This window comes from Paracoccus sp. J39, assembly GCF_000518925.1.
In the GTDB taxonomy this organism is placed as follows: domain Bacteria; phylum Pseudomonadota; class Alphaproteobacteria; order Rhodobacterales; family Rhodobacteraceae; genus Paracoccus.
Genome location: NZ_JAEN01000007.1, coordinates 38,177 through 52,862, shown reverse-complemented (window position 1 = coordinate 52,862; position 14,686 = coordinate 38,177). Strand labels below are relative to the sequence as shown.

General features: G+C 67.5%; 17 protein-coding genes. 7 read left to right on the top strand and 10 right to left on the bottom strand.

Features of this window, described 5'->3' with window-relative positions; translation table 11 throughout:
• Nucleotides 1-182: 182 nt before the first annotated feature.
• The 6 genes from L632_RS0108665 to L632_RS0108640 all read left to right on the top strand — a co-directional run bounded on the left by L632_RS0108665 (nucleotide 183) and on the right by L632_RS0108640 (nucleotide 3,510).
• Nucleotides 183-611: an HPr kinase/phosphorylase gene (locus L632_RS0108665; protein ID WP_028712195.1), complete on the top strand. Its 429-nt coding sequence runs from the start codon at nucleotides 183-185 to the stop codon at nucleotides 609-611.
• 8 nt (nucleotides 612-619) lie between these two features.
• On the top strand, nucleotides 620-1,579 hold the full coding sequence (gene rapZ, locus L632_RS0108660) for an RNase adapter RapZ (protein WP_028716629.1): 960 nt from the start codon (nucleotides 620-622) through the stop codon (nucleotides 1,577-1,579).
• Between the two features lie 24 nt (nucleotides 1,580-1,603).
• Complete coding sequence (locus L632_RS0108655) at nucleotides 1,604-2,029, top strand: PTS sugar transporter subunit IIA (RefSeq protein WP_028712193.1); 426 nt, start codon at nucleotides 1,604-1,606, stop codon at nucleotides 2,027-2,029.
• Nucleotides 2,026-2,316, top strand: coding sequence for an HPr family phosphocarrier protein (locus L632_RS0108650; protein ID WP_028712192.1), 291 nt, complete (start codon nucleotides 2,026-2,028; stop codon nucleotides 2,314-2,316). Before L632_RS0108655 ends, L632_RS0108650 begins: the two co-directional genes overlap by 4 nt.
• A 9-nt stretch (nucleotides 2,317-2,325) precedes the next feature.
• Nucleotides 2,326-2,937 (top strand): TetR/AcrR family transcriptional regulator, encoded by a 612-nt coding sequence (locus L632_RS0108645; protein ID WP_028712191.1) that lies wholly within the window; start codon nucleotides 2,326-2,328, stop codon nucleotides 2,935-2,937.
• 150 nt (nucleotides 2,938-3,087) lie between these two features.
• Entirely contained in the window at nucleotides 3,088-3,510 is a 423-nt protein-coding gene (locus tag L632_RS0108640; RefSeq protein ID WP_028712190.1) for a DUF2852 domain-containing protein, read from the top strand.
• A gap of 60 nt (nucleotides 3,511-3,570) precedes the next feature.
• Here L632_RS0108640 and L632_RS0108635 read toward each other — a convergent pair whose 3' ends face one another.
• Genes L632_RS0108635 through L632_RS0108615 form a run of 5 tightly spaced genes read right to left on the bottom strand, consistent with a single transcriptional unit; the run spans nucleotide 3,571 to nucleotide 7,877 of the window.
• The gene (locus tag L632_RS0108635) at nucleotides 3,571-4,950 is read right to left on the bottom strand and encodes a glutamate--cysteine ligase (RefSeq protein WP_028712189.1); all 1,380 of its coding nucleotides are present in this window, start codon (nucleotides 4,948-4,950) and stop codon (nucleotides 3,571-3,573) included.
• Nucleotides 4,951-4,999: 49 nt separating this feature from the next.
• The gene (locus L632_RS22260) at nucleotides 5,000-5,515 is read right to left on the bottom strand and encodes a hypothetical protein (protein ID WP_036697696.1); all 516 of its coding nucleotides are present in this window, start codon (nucleotides 5,513-5,515) and stop codon (nucleotides 5,000-5,002) included.
• On the bottom strand, nucleotides 5,515-5,931 hold the full coding sequence (locus tag L632_RS0108625; protein WP_028712188.1) for a GNAT family N-acetyltransferase: 417 nt from the start codon (nucleotides 5,929-5,931) through the stop codon (nucleotides 5,515-5,517). The genes L632_RS22260 and L632_RS0108625 overlap by 1 nt, the downstream gene beginning before the upstream one ends.
• Nucleotides 5,928-7,076 carry a succinyl-diaminopimelate desuccinylase gene (gene dapE, locus L632_RS0108620; RefSeq protein WP_156929433.1) on the bottom strand — a complete coding sequence of 383 codons (1,149 nt, stop codon included), beginning with the start codon at nucleotides 7,074-7,076 and terminating at the stop codon, nucleotides 5,928-5,930. The genes L632_RS0108625 and dapE overlap by 4 nt, the downstream gene beginning before the upstream one ends.
• A 27-nt stretch (nucleotides 7,077-7,103) precedes the next feature.
• Nucleotides 7,104-7,877, bottom strand: a complete 774-nt coding sequence (locus tag L632_RS0108615) for a sulfite exporter TauE/SafE family protein (protein ID WP_028716628.1) — start codon at nucleotides 7,875-7,877, stop codon at nucleotides 7,104-7,106.
• A 165-nt stretch (nucleotides 7,878-8,042) separates the two neighbouring features.
• Between L632_RS0108615 and L632_RS0108610 the strand changes: the two genes are divergently transcribed.
• On the top strand, nucleotides 8,043-9,698 hold the full coding sequence (locus tag L632_RS0108610) for an acyl-CoA dehydrogenase family protein (RefSeq protein ID WP_036697745.1): 1,656 nt from the start codon (nucleotides 8,043-8,045) through the stop codon (nucleotides 9,696-9,698).
• 27 nt (nucleotides 9,699-9,725) lie between these two features.
• On the opposite strand, the gene L632_RS0108605 is transcribed toward L632_RS0108610, so the two are convergent.
• The 5 genes from L632_RS0108605 to cyoA are packed head-to-tail and all read right to left on the bottom strand — an operon-like array spanning nucleotide 9,726 to nucleotide 14,653.
• Nucleotides 9,726-10,433, bottom strand: coding sequence for an SURF1 family protein (locus L632_RS0108605; RefSeq protein ID WP_028712184.1), 708 nt, complete (start codon nucleotides 10,431-10,433; stop codon nucleotides 9,726-9,728).
• Nucleotides 10,430-10,810 (bottom strand): cytochrome o ubiquinol oxidase subunit IV, encoded by a 381-nt coding sequence (cyoD, locus tag L632_RS0108600; RefSeq protein WP_028712183.1) that lies wholly within the window; start codon nucleotides 10,808-10,810, stop codon nucleotides 10,430-10,432. The genes L632_RS0108605 and cyoD overlap by 4 nt, the downstream gene beginning before the upstream one ends.
• Complete coding sequence (cyoC, locus tag L632_RS0108595; RefSeq protein ID WP_028712182.1) at nucleotides 10,810-11,427, bottom strand: cytochrome o ubiquinol oxidase subunit III; 618 nt, start codon at nucleotides 11,425-11,427, stop codon at nucleotides 10,810-10,812. Before cyoC ends, cyoD begins: the two co-directional genes overlap by 1 nt.
• A 3-nt stretch (nucleotides 11,428-11,430) precedes the next feature.
• Nucleotides 11,431-13,437, bottom strand: coding sequence for a cytochrome o ubiquinol oxidase subunit I (cyoB, locus tag L632_RS0108590; RefSeq protein ID WP_028716627.1), 2,007 nt, complete (start codon nucleotides 13,435-13,437; stop codon nucleotides 11,431-11,433).
• A gap of 13 nt (nucleotides 13,438-13,450) precedes the next feature.
• Nucleotides 13,451-14,653 (bottom strand): ubiquinol oxidase subunit II, encoded by a 1,203-nt coding sequence (cyoA, locus tag L632_RS0108585; protein ID WP_028712180.1) that lies wholly within the window; start codon nucleotides 14,651-14,653, stop codon nucleotides 13,451-13,453.
• Nucleotides 14,654-14,686 lie beyond the last annotated feature (33 nt).

The window sequence follows — 14,686 nt, the reverse complement described above, 5'->3', positions numbered from 1 at the left end:
TCCTATAGCACGGCATTTCCCGGGCGAAAGCGCACTTATGGACAGGGTTAGCGCAATCAGACACGGTTAGCGCTATCATTTGCCGAAGCGTGGCCTTGCCCGCAAGAATCCGCCACAAGGACAGCCGGCCCGGCATCGCGGATCGGGGCGATTCGGCCGGGGGTGAAACGGAGGCGCGCGCGATGATCCTGCATGCATCCTGCATTGCCCATCGGGGCAGGGGACTGCTGATCCTGGGGCCCTCGGGATCGGGGAAATCCGGCCTGGCGCTTGAAATGATGGCCCTGGGCGCGGCGCTGGTGGCGGACGACCGCACCGTGCTGCGCCGCGAGGGCGCCGCCGTCATTGCCGATGCGCCCGATTCGATTCGCGGCCGCATCGAGGCGCGCGGCGTCGGCATCCTGCATGCCGTGCCGCACGGGCCGGTCGAACTGGCGCTGGCGGTCGATCTGGAGCGCACCGAGCCGGACCGCCTGCCGCCCGACCGCCGCCTTGACCTTATGGGCAGGTCCTTGCCCCTTGTCCTTGGCGCGGGCCGTGTTCATCTTGCGTCAACATTGTTGCAATATCTTGTGGCCGGACGGGCGGACACGGATTTGCGCGAGAGGTAGGCCGAACCATGCCGGAGGCGAGAACCCCCTTGGGCAGTCAGGACGAGCAGGCCCAGCGGCTGGTGCTGATCACCGGGCCGTCCGGGGCCGGGCGCTCGACGGCCATCAACGTGCTCGAGGATCTGGGCTACGAGGCCATCGACAACCTGCCGCTGTCGCTGGTGCCGCGGCTGCTGGACGGGCCCGCCCGGCCGGTGCCGCTGGCGCTGGGTCTGGATGTCCGCAACCGCGACTTTTCCGTCGCCAACCTGACCGAGCTGATCGACAAGCTGACCCGGCTGCCCGAATACGCGCCCGAGGTGCTGTTCCTGGACTGCACGACCGAACAGCTTCTGCGACGGTTCAATGAAACCCGCCGTCGCCATCCGCTGCGGGCCGAGGGCTCGCCGCTGGACGCCATCCGGGCCGAGCGCGACATGCTCGCCCCCATCCGGGCCCGGGCCGACGTGCTGGTCGACACCTCGGACCTGTCGCCGCATGACCTGAAGGCGGAACTGGCCCGCTGGTTCGAGACCGAGCCGGGGCGGCGGCTGACCGTCTCGGTGCAGTCCTATTCCTACAAGCGCGGGGTGCCGCGCGGCGTGGACATGATGTTCGACTGCCGATTCCTCGCCAACCCGCATTGGCGGGCGGAGCTGCGGCCGCTGGACGGCCGCGACCCGCCGGTTCAGCAATATGTGATGGCCGATTCGCGGTTCGACGAGTTCTTCCGCAAGGTGCTGGATCTTGTGCTTTTCGCCCTGCCTGCCCATCTGGAAGAGGGAAAGGCCCACCTGGCGATCGGCTTCGGCTGCACCGGGGGGCGACACCGTTCTGTCACAATGGCGGAAAAAATGGCAGATGCGCTTGCGAAAGCAGGCTGGCAAGTGTCAATTAGACATCGGGAACTTGAACGCCGTGAAAAGGCGCCGGCACCTGGGGATGAGGGTCCTGTTCGGGCCTCTCGCACAGCTTTGGCGCAAGGGTGAACGGCTGGTGCGTGGTGAGGCGAATTGATCGGAATTGTCATCGTGGCGCATGGTGGGCTGGCCAGGGAATATCTCTCGGCGGTCGAGCATGTCGTGGGGCCGCAGACCGGGATCAAGGCCGTGACGATCGAGGAAAACCATGATCGCGGCGAGAAGCAGGCCGAAATCTGCGCCGCCGCCGATGCGGTGGATGCGGGCGACGGCGTGGTGGTGGTGACGGATCTGTTCGGCGGCTCGCCCTCGAACCTGTCGCTGATGGCCTGCGCGATGCGGAATCGCTCGATTCTCTACGGGGCGAACCTGCCGATGCTGGTCAAGCTGGCCAAATCGCGCAAACTGCCGGTTGCGGATGCGGTATCGCTGGCCAAGGATGCGGGACGCAAGTACATCAACAGCTATGACGTTCTGCCTGCCGATGTGCTTCCCATCCCGAACCGTGCCGCTTCATGAATGACATGACCAACGGGGCCGTCACCCGCGAATTGGCGATCATCAACGAAAAGGGCCTGCACGCGCGGGCCAGCGCGAAATTCGTCGAGACGGTCGAGCGTTTCGACGCCCAGGCCACCGTCGAGAAGGACGGGATGAGCGTCTCGGGCGATTCGATCATGGGCCTGCTGATGCTGACCGCGCCGCGCGGCAGCACCATCCGCGTCACCACGCGCGGCGCGCAGGCGGCCGAGCTGGCCGATGCGCTGAGCGCGCTGGTCGGGGACTATTTCGGCGAAGGCATGTAAGGGCCGGACATGGCCCGATCCTCCTATCACCATGGCAACCTGCGCCAGGCCCTTGTCGAGGCCACGGTGCGGCTGATCGAGGAGAACGGCCCGCAGGCCTTCACCCTGGCCGAGGCCGCGCGGCTGGCCGGGGTCAGCGCCGCCGCGCCCTATCGCCATTTCACCGGCCGCGAGGACCTGCTGGAAGAGGTCGCCCGGCAAGGGTTCGAGGAATTCGCCGAGAGGCTGGAGACCGCCTTCGACGAGGGGCGCCCGCGGCCGCTGACCGCCTTCCTGCGCATGGGACAGGAATACCTGAGCTTCGCGGCCGAGCGGCGCGGCTTCTACATCGCCATGTTCGAATCCGGCATCTCGATCGCCGGCAATGCCGGGCTGTCGCAGGCCTCGGAACGGGCGCGCGGCATCCTGGTGCGCGGCGCCGAGGCGCTGTTCGCGCAGCTGCCCGCGGGGCGCCGCCCGCCGCCCGGCATGGTCGCGGACCACATCTGGGCGCTGAGCCACGGCGTGGTCGAGCTGTTCGGCCGCGGCAAGCCCGGATCGCGCTCGCCCATCTCGCCGGCCGACATGCTGGAAAGCGGCGCGCTGATCTATCTGCGCGGCCTGGGCGTGATCCCCGACTGAACGCGGCCCGACCGGCGAACCCGCCACCCGAAAACGGCGAACCCGCCACCTGAAAATCCGGCAGAAAATTTTCGCCGCTTCCCTTGAACCCGGCGGGCTCGGCTCCATCTATGTAAATGTGATTAACATTCACATCGGAAAGGGACCGCAATGAACACTGACATCGCCCCGCGCCCCTCCGCCTTCGACCGGATCGGCGCAGCACTGGCCGGCATCCGGGACTGGCTGGACGAACGCGGGAAGGGCGCCTGGATCGCCGCCATGATCCTGGCCTTCATCGCCTGCTGGCCCTTGGGCCTTGCCATCCTGGGTTACATGATCTGGAGCAAACGCATGTTTTCCTGTCGCCACCGCCATCATCACCACGGCCGCCATTATCGCCACGGTTTCGGCGCGCCGACCGGCAACAGCGCCTTTGACGCCTATCGCGAGGAAACGCTGAAGCGGCTGGAGGACGAGCATCGCGAATTCCTCGACTTCCTGCAGAAGCTGCGCGAAGCCAAGGACAAGGCCGAGTTCGACCAGTTCATGCAGGGCCGCAGCCAGCCGCAGCCCCCCGCGCCGCAGGCGTGAACCGGCGCAGGCGTGATGCGAACGTGATGCGAAAAGGGCCGGGGATCACCCGGCCCTTGGTCAATAGGAATACTCGGCGTAGATGCGGCTGAGATCGCCCGCCCATTCGCCGTGATATTTCTCCAGCAACTCGTCGGCGGGCACCTTGCCCGTCTCGACGCTTTCCTTGAGCGCGTTCAGGAAATGCGTCTCGTCCGGCACCAGCCCGCCCGAGCCGGTGCGGGCCCGCGCCTTCAGCCCGGCTTCCGAGATCGCCAGCACCTCGCGCGCCAGGTCGCGCATCTTCACGCCGTTCACCTCGGCATCCAGCGCCTTGAGCCCGGCGCCGCGCCGCCAGGCCTCGCGCGTCTCGGCATCCCAGCCCTTGACCAGGTCCCAGGCCGCGTCCAGCGCCGACTGGTCATAGACCAGCCCCACCCAGAGCGCCGGCAGGGCGCAAAGCCGCCGCCAGGGACCGCCGTCGGCGCCGCGCATCTCGATGAATTTCTTGACCCGCGCCTCGGGGAAGACCGTGGTCAGGTGGTCGGCCCAGTCCGACAGCGTCGGGATCTCGCCCGGCAGCGCCGGCAGCTTGCCCTGCAGGAAATCGCGGAAGCTCTGCCCCAGCGCGTCGATGTATTTGCCGTCGCGATAGACGAAATACATCGGCACATCGAGCACGTAATCGACCCAGGCCTCATAGCCGAACCCGTCTTCGAAGGCGAAGGGCAGCATGCCGGTGCGCGCCGCGTCGAGATTTTGCCAGATATGCGCGCGCCAGCTTTTCCAGCCGTTCGGCTGGCCGTCGAGGAAGGGCGAATTGGCGAACAGCGCATTCGCCACCGGCTGCAGGGCCAGCGCCACGCGCAGCTTCTGCACCATGTCGGCTTCGCTGGCGAAGTCGAGGTTCACCTGCACGGTGCAGGTGCGATACATCATCTGCGTGCCCAGCGTGCCGACCCGGCCCATGTAATCGGTCATCAGCCGGTAGCGCCCCTTGGGCATCATCGGCATCTGCTCCTGCGTCCAGATCGGCGCGGCGCCCAGGCCGATGAAGCCGGCGCCCAGTTCGTCGGCGACGGTCTTGACCTCGGCCAGGTGGCTGTTCACCTCGTCGCAAGTCTGGTGGATGGTCTCCAGCGGCGCGCCCGAGAGTTCCAGCTGCCCGCCCGGCTCCAGGCTGACATTGGCGCCGTCGCGCTCCAGCCCGATGATGTTGCCGGCCTCCAGAACCGGGGTCCAGCCGAAGCGGCTCTGCAACCCCTCCAGCATGGCCTTGACCGAGGGCTGGCCGGGCGCGGCCTCATAGGGCAGGGGCATCAGGTCGGCATGGCGATAGCCGAATTTCTCGTGCTCGGTGCCGATGCGCCAGGCGTCGCGCGGTTTTTCGCCCGCGGCGAGATACTCGGCCAGTTGTTCGGGACGCTCGATCGGGCCGCCGCCCTGTTGGGGAATGGACATCGGTGGCCTTTCGTTTGCCTTGCGTGCCACAGGTGGCAAGCAAGGCGCGTCAAGTCAAGCGGGCGCGAACCGGCCTCGTCCAAACGGTCTGGATCGCGGGCGCATCCGGCGCCAGCGCCGAGGCGAGGCGCCCCATCTCGATCCCCGGCAGCGTGGCGAAGGCGCCGGCCAGATGCTCGGCCCCCGCCGCATCGACGGGGATCAGCAGCGCCTGGCCGTCGCCGCTTTTCAGCCGCCAGTGCCGGCGGCCGTTCAGCCGCATCAGCCGGATCTCGGCCAGCTCGCGCAGCGCGATCTCGCCGCCCAGCAGCCGGTTGGGCGACAGGTAGCGGATCGCGCCCTCGTCCAGCTCGACCATGCCGGGGCCGAGCGTGTCGTGGCGGAAGCGCATCCGCCGCCGTGCGTCCAGCGCCCAAAGCGCCGAGGCCGCGGCAATGACCGCGCCGATGGGCCACAGGATCCAGCCGCCCAGCGAAAACACCCACAGCCCGAACCCGGTCGCGGCCAGCGCGGCGCCGGTTTCGGCCCAGGGGCGCAGCTTCTCGGCCAGTTCCGGGCGGATCATCAAAGCTCCAGCGCCATGTCGCGATGCGGGATGCCGGCGTCGTCGTATTCGGGGCCGTAGGCGGCGAAGCCCAGCTTCTCGTAAAAGCCGATGGCATGGGTCTGGGCGCCCAGCTTGGCGCGGGTGACGCCGGGCAGGGCGCGCAGCTCGTCCAGCGCCGCGCGGATCAGCGCCGCGCCGGTCCCGGTGCCGCGCGCCGGTTTCAGCACCGCGACGCGGCCGATCTTGCCGGTCGCGCCCTCGACCAGGATGCGGGCGGTGCCCAGGGCCCGGCCGCTGTCATCCCGCGCCAGCAGGTGGATCGCCGCGCCGTCGCGGCCGTCCCATTCCTCGGCCTCGGGGACGTTCTGCTCGACGATGAAGACCTCGCGGCGGATGGCGCGGCAGGTGTCGAGGTCGGTGGTCTTCTCGATCATGCGAAATAACGCTCCAGGATGCGGCGATAGATGCGGGCAAGCTGGCGGACCTGATCGGCCGGCACGCGCTCGTCCACCTGATGCATGAAATGCCCGACCAGCCCGAATTCAAGCACCGGGCAATGATCCTTGACGAAACGCGCATCCGAGGTGCCGCCCGAGGTCGAGAGCACGGGGATCAGCCCGGTCTCCTCCTGCACCACCTCGGCGACCAGATCGACGAAGGGGCCGGGCCGGGTCAGGAAGCTTTCGCCCGACACATCGGTCGAGATGGCGAAATCCACCCTGGTCTCGGCCGAGATCGCCGCCGCGCGGGCGCGGATCATCCGGTCGAGGCTCTCCGAGCTATGGGCGTCGTTGAAGCGGATGTTGATCACCGCCCGCGCCCGTTCCGGGATCACGTTCGAGGCCGGGTTGCCGCAATCCACCGTCGTCACCTGCAGGCCCGAAGGGTCGAAATGCTCGGTCCCTTCGTCCAGCGGCGTCTCGGTCAGCTCGTTCAGCAGCCGCACCAGCGCATGCAGCGGGTTGCGGGCGCGATGCGGATAGGCGGCGTGGCCCTGGATGCCATGCGCCTCGATCTGCAGGGTCATCGAGCCGCGCCGGCCGATCTTGATCATCTCGCCCATGCGGTCGGGATTCGAGGGCTCGCCGACGATGCAGACATCCATCCGCTCGCCCCGCGCCGCCATCCAGTCGAGCAGCGCGCGGGTGCCGTGCTTGCCGGGGCCCTCCTCGTCGCCGGTGATGGCCAGGATCACCGCGCCGTCCGGCGGCGGCGTCTCGGTCACGAAACCGATGGCGGCGGCGGCGAAGGCGGCGACGCCGGATTTCATGTCGGTGGCGCCCCGGCCCCAGATCCAGCCGTCCTGCTCGTGCCCGGAAAAGGGCGGATGCGTCCAGCTGGCCGGATCGCCGGGCGGCACCACGTCGGTATGGCCGTTGAAGCCGAAGCTGCGCGCGCCCCTTGCCCCCCAGCGCGCGAACAGGTTCGGCACCCCCTCGCGGTCGACGCGGTGGCATTCGAAACCCGCCGCGCCCAGCACGGTCATCAGCAGGCTCAATGCGCCGCCCTCGTCGGGCGTGACCGAGGCGCAGCGGATCAGCCTTGCGGTCAGTTGGGCGGGGTCGGGGATCAGGGTCATGGCGGGCCTTTCGCTTTTGGCCTGTGGTTACACCGCCGGACCCGCAAGCTCCAGCGCGCGGCGCAGCAGGTTGGCGCCGGTCAGCGCCAGTAGGATCAGCGTCCAGCGCCGGAACCGCGCCGCGTCCAGCCGGTCATGCGCCAGATAGCCCAGCCCCATGCCGACCAGCGCCGGGACGACGAGGATCGCCGAAAACGGCAGGGTCTGGGCGTTTAGCAGCCCCGATTGCAGATGCGAGACGGTCAGCACCGCCGCGCCCAGGAAGAACACCACCCCCTGCACCCGCATCTGTTCCTGCTTGGGCGCGTGCAGCGACAGCAGCAGCGCCAGCAGCGGCGGCCCCCAGATGCCCGAGATGCCGCCGATCAGCCCGCCGACGACCCCGGTCGCGATCTCCATGCGCCGGCGGTGATGCACCGGCAGGACCAGGCTGCGGCCCAGGATCTGCCACAGCGCGAAACCCGAGATCGGCAGGCCGATGATGGCATACATCAGCCATTGCGGCACCCGCGGGGCGAAGAAGGCGCTGACCGGGATGAACAGCACCACCATGCCGATATGCCAGCGATAGGCCCAGCTTGCCTGCCAGGCCGGCCGCCAGCCGCCGCGCAGCGCCTGGCGGATATTGGTGACCAGCACCGGCAGGATTACCGCCGCCACCGCCTGCTGCGCGGTCAGGAAGGACCCCAGCGCCGCCAGCATGATCATCGGCATGGCAAAGCCGATGGCGCCCTTCACGAAGCCGGAAAACAGCGTGATCGCGATGGCGGTCCAGAAATGGAAGGGATCGAGGCCGAACATGGCCGCAGGTTGCTGCGCCGCGCTGCCCGCCGCAAGGGCCGTTCTTGCGCAATCTGCGGGACATTTTAGTTCGCGTTTCGTCTAGATTGCGCATGATAGTTGCGCTGCGGTTGCGAAACGGCTAGTCATGCTGCAACGCCGCACAAGGAGTCTGCCATGAAGGACATGCCCCCGATGCCCCCGATGCCAGCCGATACGCCCTCCGCCCTGCTGGCGCTTGCCGCCGCGGCCCTGCCGGAGCTTGAAACCCTGCAATCGCGCGCCACCGAGGCGCTGCGCGCGCTGGTCGCCCCCTCGGGCAAGCCACAGCCGGCCTTGCTGGAACAGCATCAGCATGCCGCCCATGCGCTGTCCTGGCTTGCCACCTATGTCGAATCGATTCGCCAGCTGACCGGCTGGGCGGCGCGGCTGGCCGAGGCGGGCAGCCTGGGCCGGACCGAGGCGCTGATCCTGCAGATCGGCCTGGGCGAATACCTGACCCAGATCGCCGGCGGCATCCCGATGAGCCAGACGGAATTCGCCCGGCTTGCGGACCTTGGGATCGACTGGCAGCCGGGCGAGGCGGCGGCGGGGCTGATGCGCGGCAACACCGCGCCGGCACGGGCCGAGCTGGCGCGGCTGATGCAGGACAACCAAGGCCGCGCCACCTTCGGGGCCACCGGGCTGGACGAGGATCTGGAGATGATCCGCGACCAGTTCCGCCGCTATGCCGAGGAGCGGGTGATCCCCAACGCCCATGAATGGCACCTGAAGGACCAGCTGATCCCGATGGAGATCATCGAGGAACTGGCCGAGCTCGGCGTCTTCGGCCTGACCATCCCCGAGGAATTCGGGGGCTTGGGCCTCTCGAAAGCCTCGATGGTGGTGGTGACCGAAGAGCTGTCGCGCGGCTATATCGGCGTGGGCAGCCTTGGAACCCGCAGCGAGATCGCGGCCGAGCTGATCCTCTGCGGCGGCACCGAGGAGCAGAAGGCGAAATGGCTGCCGGGCCTCGCCTCGGGTCAGATCCTGTCGACGGCGGTCTTCACCGAGCCGAATACCGGCAGCGACCTCGGGTCCCTGCGCACGCGGGCGGTCAGGGACGGCGACGACTGGGTGATCACCGGCAACAAGACCTGGATCACCCATGCGCAGCGCACGCATGTCATGACGCTCCTGGCCCGCACCGACCCCGAGACCACCGACTGGCGCGGGTTGTCGATGTTCCTGGCCGAAAAGACCCCGGGCACCGACGACGATCCCTTCCCGACCCCCGGCATGACCGGCGGCGAGATCGAGGTCCTGGGCTATCGCGGCATGAAGGAATACGAGCTCGGCTTCGACGGCTTCCGCGTCAAGGGCGAAAACCTGTTGGGCGGCGAGCCGGGGCGCGGCTTCAAGCAGCTGATGGAGACCTTCGAATCGGCGCGCATCCAGACCGCCGCCCGCGCCGTGGGCGTGGCGCAATCGGCGGCCGAGATCGGCATGCGCTATGCCATCGACCGCAAGCAGTTCGGCAAGTCGCTGATCGAATTCCCGCGCGTTGCCGACAAGCTCGCCATGATGGCGGTCGAGATCATGGTCGCCCGGCAGCTGACCTATTTCAGCGCCTGGGAAAAGGACCACGGCCGGCGCTGCGACCTGGAGGCCGGGATGGCCAAGCTTCTGGGCGCCCGCGTCGCATGGGCGGCGGCGGACAATGCCTTGCAGATCCACGGCGGCAACGGTTTCGCGCTGGAATACGCCATCAGCCGCGTGCTGTGCGATGCGCGCATCCTCAACATCTTCGAGGGCGCGGCCGAGATCCAGGCCCAGGTGATCGCGCGCAGGCTGCTGGACTGACCGCAGGCGCGCTGCCGGCGCGCGGGTTCAGGACCGGCCGCTGCCGCGGTCGTCCCGCCGTCCCCGGCGCCAGGCCCAGAAAAGCCAGCCGGCCCATAGCGCCGCCAGCGAGAACCAGGTCAGCGCATAGCCCAGATGGCTGTTGCGGAAACGGATCACGGTCAGCCCGCCGATCGGCTGCGCGCCGTCGCCCTGGGCATCGGCGTCGAGGAACCAGGGTGCCACCGGGCCCAGCCCCTGCGCCGCGGCGATGGCGGCCGTGTCGCGGGAATACCAGCGCCCGGCCCCGGGGTCGTTGCCGCGCAGGAAGGCGCCGCCGGGCTGGCTCATGCGCAGAAGGCCCGTCACCGTCACCTCGCCGCCCGGCAGGGGGCGGTCGTCGCGGGCGGCATCCGCGACGAAGCCGCGATTGACCAGCACGGTCCAGCCCTGCGCGGTCTGCATCGGTGTCATCACCCAGAAACCCGGGCCGCGTTCCGTCACCGCCTTGACCAGCGTGTCGCTGTCCGCGCGATAGGTTCCCGTCACCGCGATGCGGCGATATTCCGCATCGCGCGCGTCCATTCCCGCCCATTCGGCAGGGGCGGGGGCGGGCGGCTCGGCCAGACGCGCCTCGACCCGGGCGATCAGGTCGGTCTTCCAGGCCAGCCGCTGCACCTGCCAGACCCCCAGCGCCATCAGCGCCAGGAACACCGCCAGCGCCCCGGCCGGCGCCGCCAGCCGGCGCAGGGTCACGAACCGAAGCCCTGCATCAGCTCATGGTCCATCTGCGGCATCATGTTGGTGTTCATGTGATACATGACCCAGAGCGAGCCGGCCAGCAGGATGACCACCACCACCACGGTGAAGATGGTGGAGAGCATGGTCCAGCCCTCTTCCTGCCTGCCGTTCATGTGCAGGAAATAGACCATGTGGACCAGGATCTGCACCACGGCGAAGCCGATCACCGTGACAGCGGTCAGCGCCCGGCTTTCGAAGCCGCCGGCCATGACCAGGCCGAAGGGGATCGCGGTCAGGATCACCGAGAGCAGGAACCCCTTGAGGTAAGAGGCATGGCTGCCATGGTCGTGGCCGTGATCGTCGTGATGCGCATGAGCGTGTTCGGCGGACATCAGATCATCCCCAGCAGATAGACGAAGGTGAAGACGCCGATCCAGATGACGTCGAGGAAGTGCCAGAACATCGACAGGCAGACCATGCGGCGCTGGTTCGCCGGGATCAGCCCGGTCCGGGCGATCTGCACCATCAGCGTCACCAGCCAGATCGAGCCGAAGGTGACGTGCAGCCCATGCGTGCCGACCAGCGTGAAGAAGGCCGACAGGAACCCGGACCGCTGCGGCCCGGCGCCGATATGGATCAGGTGGTGGAACTCGTAAAGCTCGATGCCCAGGAAGCACAGGCCGAAGAACAGCGTCACCGCCAGCCAGCGCAGCGTGCCGCGCTGGTCGCCCTTGCCCATGGCCAGCATGGCGAAGCCGAAGGTGATCGAGGACAGCAGCAGCATGGCGGTGTTGACCGCCACCAGCTCCAGGTCGAACAGGTCTTTCGGTCCCGGCCCGGCGGCGAAGCTGGTGCCCAGCACGCCATAGACCGCGAAGAGCACCGCGAACATCAGGCAGTCGCTCATCAGGTAGACCCAGAAGCCCAGGCTGGTCGAGGCGCCCTCGGGGTGGTGATGGGGCTCAAGCTCCCAGTATTGGCGCATGGTGTCGGTTGTCGCGTGGCTCATCTCTCAAACCCCCTGCGCAAGCTGGCGCGTTCGGGCATCCTCGGTCGCCTCGATCTCCGAGGCGGGGATGTAATAGTCGCGGTCGTAGTTGAAGGTATGGGCGATCCCGACGGCGATGATGCCCAGGAAGCTTGCCGCCGCCAGCCACCAGACATACCAGACCAGCGCCATGCCGCAGATGGTCGCCAGCGCGGCCAGGATCACGCCGGTGCCGGTGTTCTTCGGCATGTGGATCGGCATGAAGGCGGCGGTCGGGCGGGCGGCGCCCTGCTGCTTCATCTCCCACCAGGTATCCAGCCCGTGCGAGATCGGGCTGAAGGCGAAGTTATAGGCCGGGGGCGGCGAGGAGGTCGCCCATTCCAGCGTCCGCCCGTCCCAGGGATCGCCGCTGACGTCGCGATAGTCCGGCCGGTTGCGGCGCAGGATCGAGACGCCGAACTGCACGAACATGGCCGCGATGCCCGCCGCGATCAGCACCGCGCCGAAAGCGGCGATGGCGAACCAGATCCGCAGGTCCGGGTCGTCGAAGACGCGCAGCCGCCGGGTCACGCCCATCAGGCCCAGGATATAGAGCGGCATGAAGGCCACCCAGAAGCCCACGACCCAGAACCAGAACGAGACCTTGCCCCAGAACACGTCCAGCTTGAAGCCGAAGGCCTTCGGCCACCAGAAGTTGATCGCCGCGAACAGGCCGAACAGCACGCCGCCGATGATGACATTGTGGAAATGCGCGATCAGGAACAGCGAGTTGTGCAGCACGAAGTCGGCAGGCGGCACCGCCAGCAGCACGCCGGTCATGCCGCCCACGACGAAGGTCAGCATGAAGGCCACCGTCCACATCATCGGCAGCTCGTAGCGGATGCGGCCGCGATACATGGTGAAGAGCCAGTTGAAGAGCTTGGCCCCGGTCGGGATCGAGATGATCATCGTGGTGATCCCGAAGAACGAGTTCACCGAGGCGCCCGAGCCCATGGTGAAGAAATGGTGCAGCCAGACCAGATAGCTCAGCACCGTAATGCAGACGGTGGCATAGACCATCGAGGAATAGCCGAACAGCCGCTTGCCCGAGAAGGTCGAGGTGACTTCCGAGAAGACGCCGAACAGCGGCAGGATCAGGATATAGACCTCGGGGTGGCCCCAGATCCAGATGAGGTTGATATACATCATCGGATTGCCGCCAAGGTCGTTGGTGAAGAAGTTGGTGCCGACATAGCGGTCCAGCGTCAGCAGGATCAGCGTCATGGTCAGCACCGGGAACGAGGCGACGATCAGGATATTGGCGCAGAACGAGGTCCAGGTGAAGATCGGCATCCGCATCATGGTCATGCCCGGCGCCCGCATCTTCAGGATCGTCACCAGCAGGTTGATGCCCGACAGCGTGGTGCCGACGCCGGCGACCTGAAGCCCCCAGATGTAATAGTCCACCCCGACCCAGGGGCTGTAGCCGATGCCCGACAGCGGCGGAAAGGCCAGCCAGCCGGTCTGCGCGAACTCGCCCAGAAACAGCGAGGCCATGGTGATGACCGCGCCCCCCACCGTCATCCAGAACGAGAAATTGTTGAGGAAGGGGAAGGATACGTCGCGCGCGCCGATCTGCAAGGGCACGACATAGTTCATCAGCCCGGTGATGAAGGGCATCGCCACGAAGAAGATCATGATGACGCCATGCGCCGTGAAGATCTGGTCGTAGTGATGCGCGTTCAGGTAGCCCTCGGAGCCGCCGAAGGCCCAGACCTGCTGCAGCCGCATCATGACCGCATCGGCAAAGCCGCGCAGGAACATGATCAGCGCCAGGATGATATACATGATGCCGATCTTCTTGTGGTCGACCGAGGTGAACCACTCGCGCCAGAGCCAGCCCCAGAGCCGGTATCGCGTCAGCGCCGCAAGCAGCGCGATGCCGCCCAGGGCGACGACGACGAAGGTGGCCCAGACGATCGGCTCCTTCGGGATCGCGTCCCAGTTCAGCCGGCCGAGAAGAAAGGTGGTCTCGTTGGAAAAGGTAGCCATGCTTTGCGTCCGATCAGAAGTTCCGCGCCCGGCCCTCGGTCGGGTCCAGCAGCGTGACGGCATTGTCTTGCGAGGGGGCGAAGGGCCCTTTCGGCGGCACCAGCGCATGGCCGCGCAGCGGGGCCGTGTCCAGCGGCGCGCGGGCCAGCTCGGGCGATTGGCCGAACATCCGCGCCGAATCCTCGGACGTGCAGAACGAGGCGACCTGGAACGGCTCCCATCCCAGCACCGGCGCGCGGGTGCCGCGGCGCTGATGCTTGTCATAGGTCAGCCGGGTCACGTTCATCGTGCCGGCCAGCCCGGTGCCGCCCTGCGCGTCCAGCGCCATCATCTCGGCCATGCAGATCTTGCCCGGCTCGACGCACATGTTGACGATGCGCTGGAACAGCTGCGGATCGACTTCGGCGAAGGACATCGGCGGCACGTTCTCGCTGGGCGCCTCCAGTTCCAGGTAGCGCGGGCGGTCCAGCGAGCCGCCCGAGGCCCGCGCCTTCTCGACCCAGGCGTCGAATCCCGCCTCGTCGGTGGCCAGCGCCTTGAAATGCATGCCCGAAAAGCCGTGCCCCGAGTAATGCGAGGCGATGCCCTTGTATTCGCCGGGATGGTTGAAGACGCCGTTCAGCTTGGTCTCCATCCCCGGCATGGCATAGATCATCCCGGCCATCGCCGGAATGTAGAAGGCGTTCATCACCGAGGTCGAGGTCAGGGTGAACGCGACCGGGCGATCCACCGGCACCGCCATCTCGTTGACCGAGGCGATGCCCTGCTCGGGATAGATGAACAGCCATTTCCAGTCCATCGCCACCACCTGCACCGGCAGGGGCCTGTGCTCTTCGGTCACCGGCCGGTCAGAGGCGATGCGGTCCAGCGGCCGGTAGGGGTCCAGAAGATGCGTGCCGACCCAGGTCAGCGCGCCCAGGGTGATGATGATCAGCAGCGGCGCCGCCCAGATGACGAATTCCAGCTTGGTCGAATGGTCCCAGTCCGGGCGGTAGACCGCGTCCCTGTTCCTTTCGCGGTAGCGGCGGGCGAAGACCACGGTCAGCACCATCACCGGCACGATGATCAGCAGCATCAGCAGGGTCGAGATCACCAGAAGGTCGCGCTGGCGCGCGGCGATGTCGCCGGCCGGGGCCAGGACCTCGGCCTTGCAGGCGGCAAGGGGAAGCAGAAGGGCAAGCCATGGCAGGCGGGCGAATGTTCGTTTATGGGTCATGGAACGATCCGAGGTCCGTGAAGCGTCGAGGCA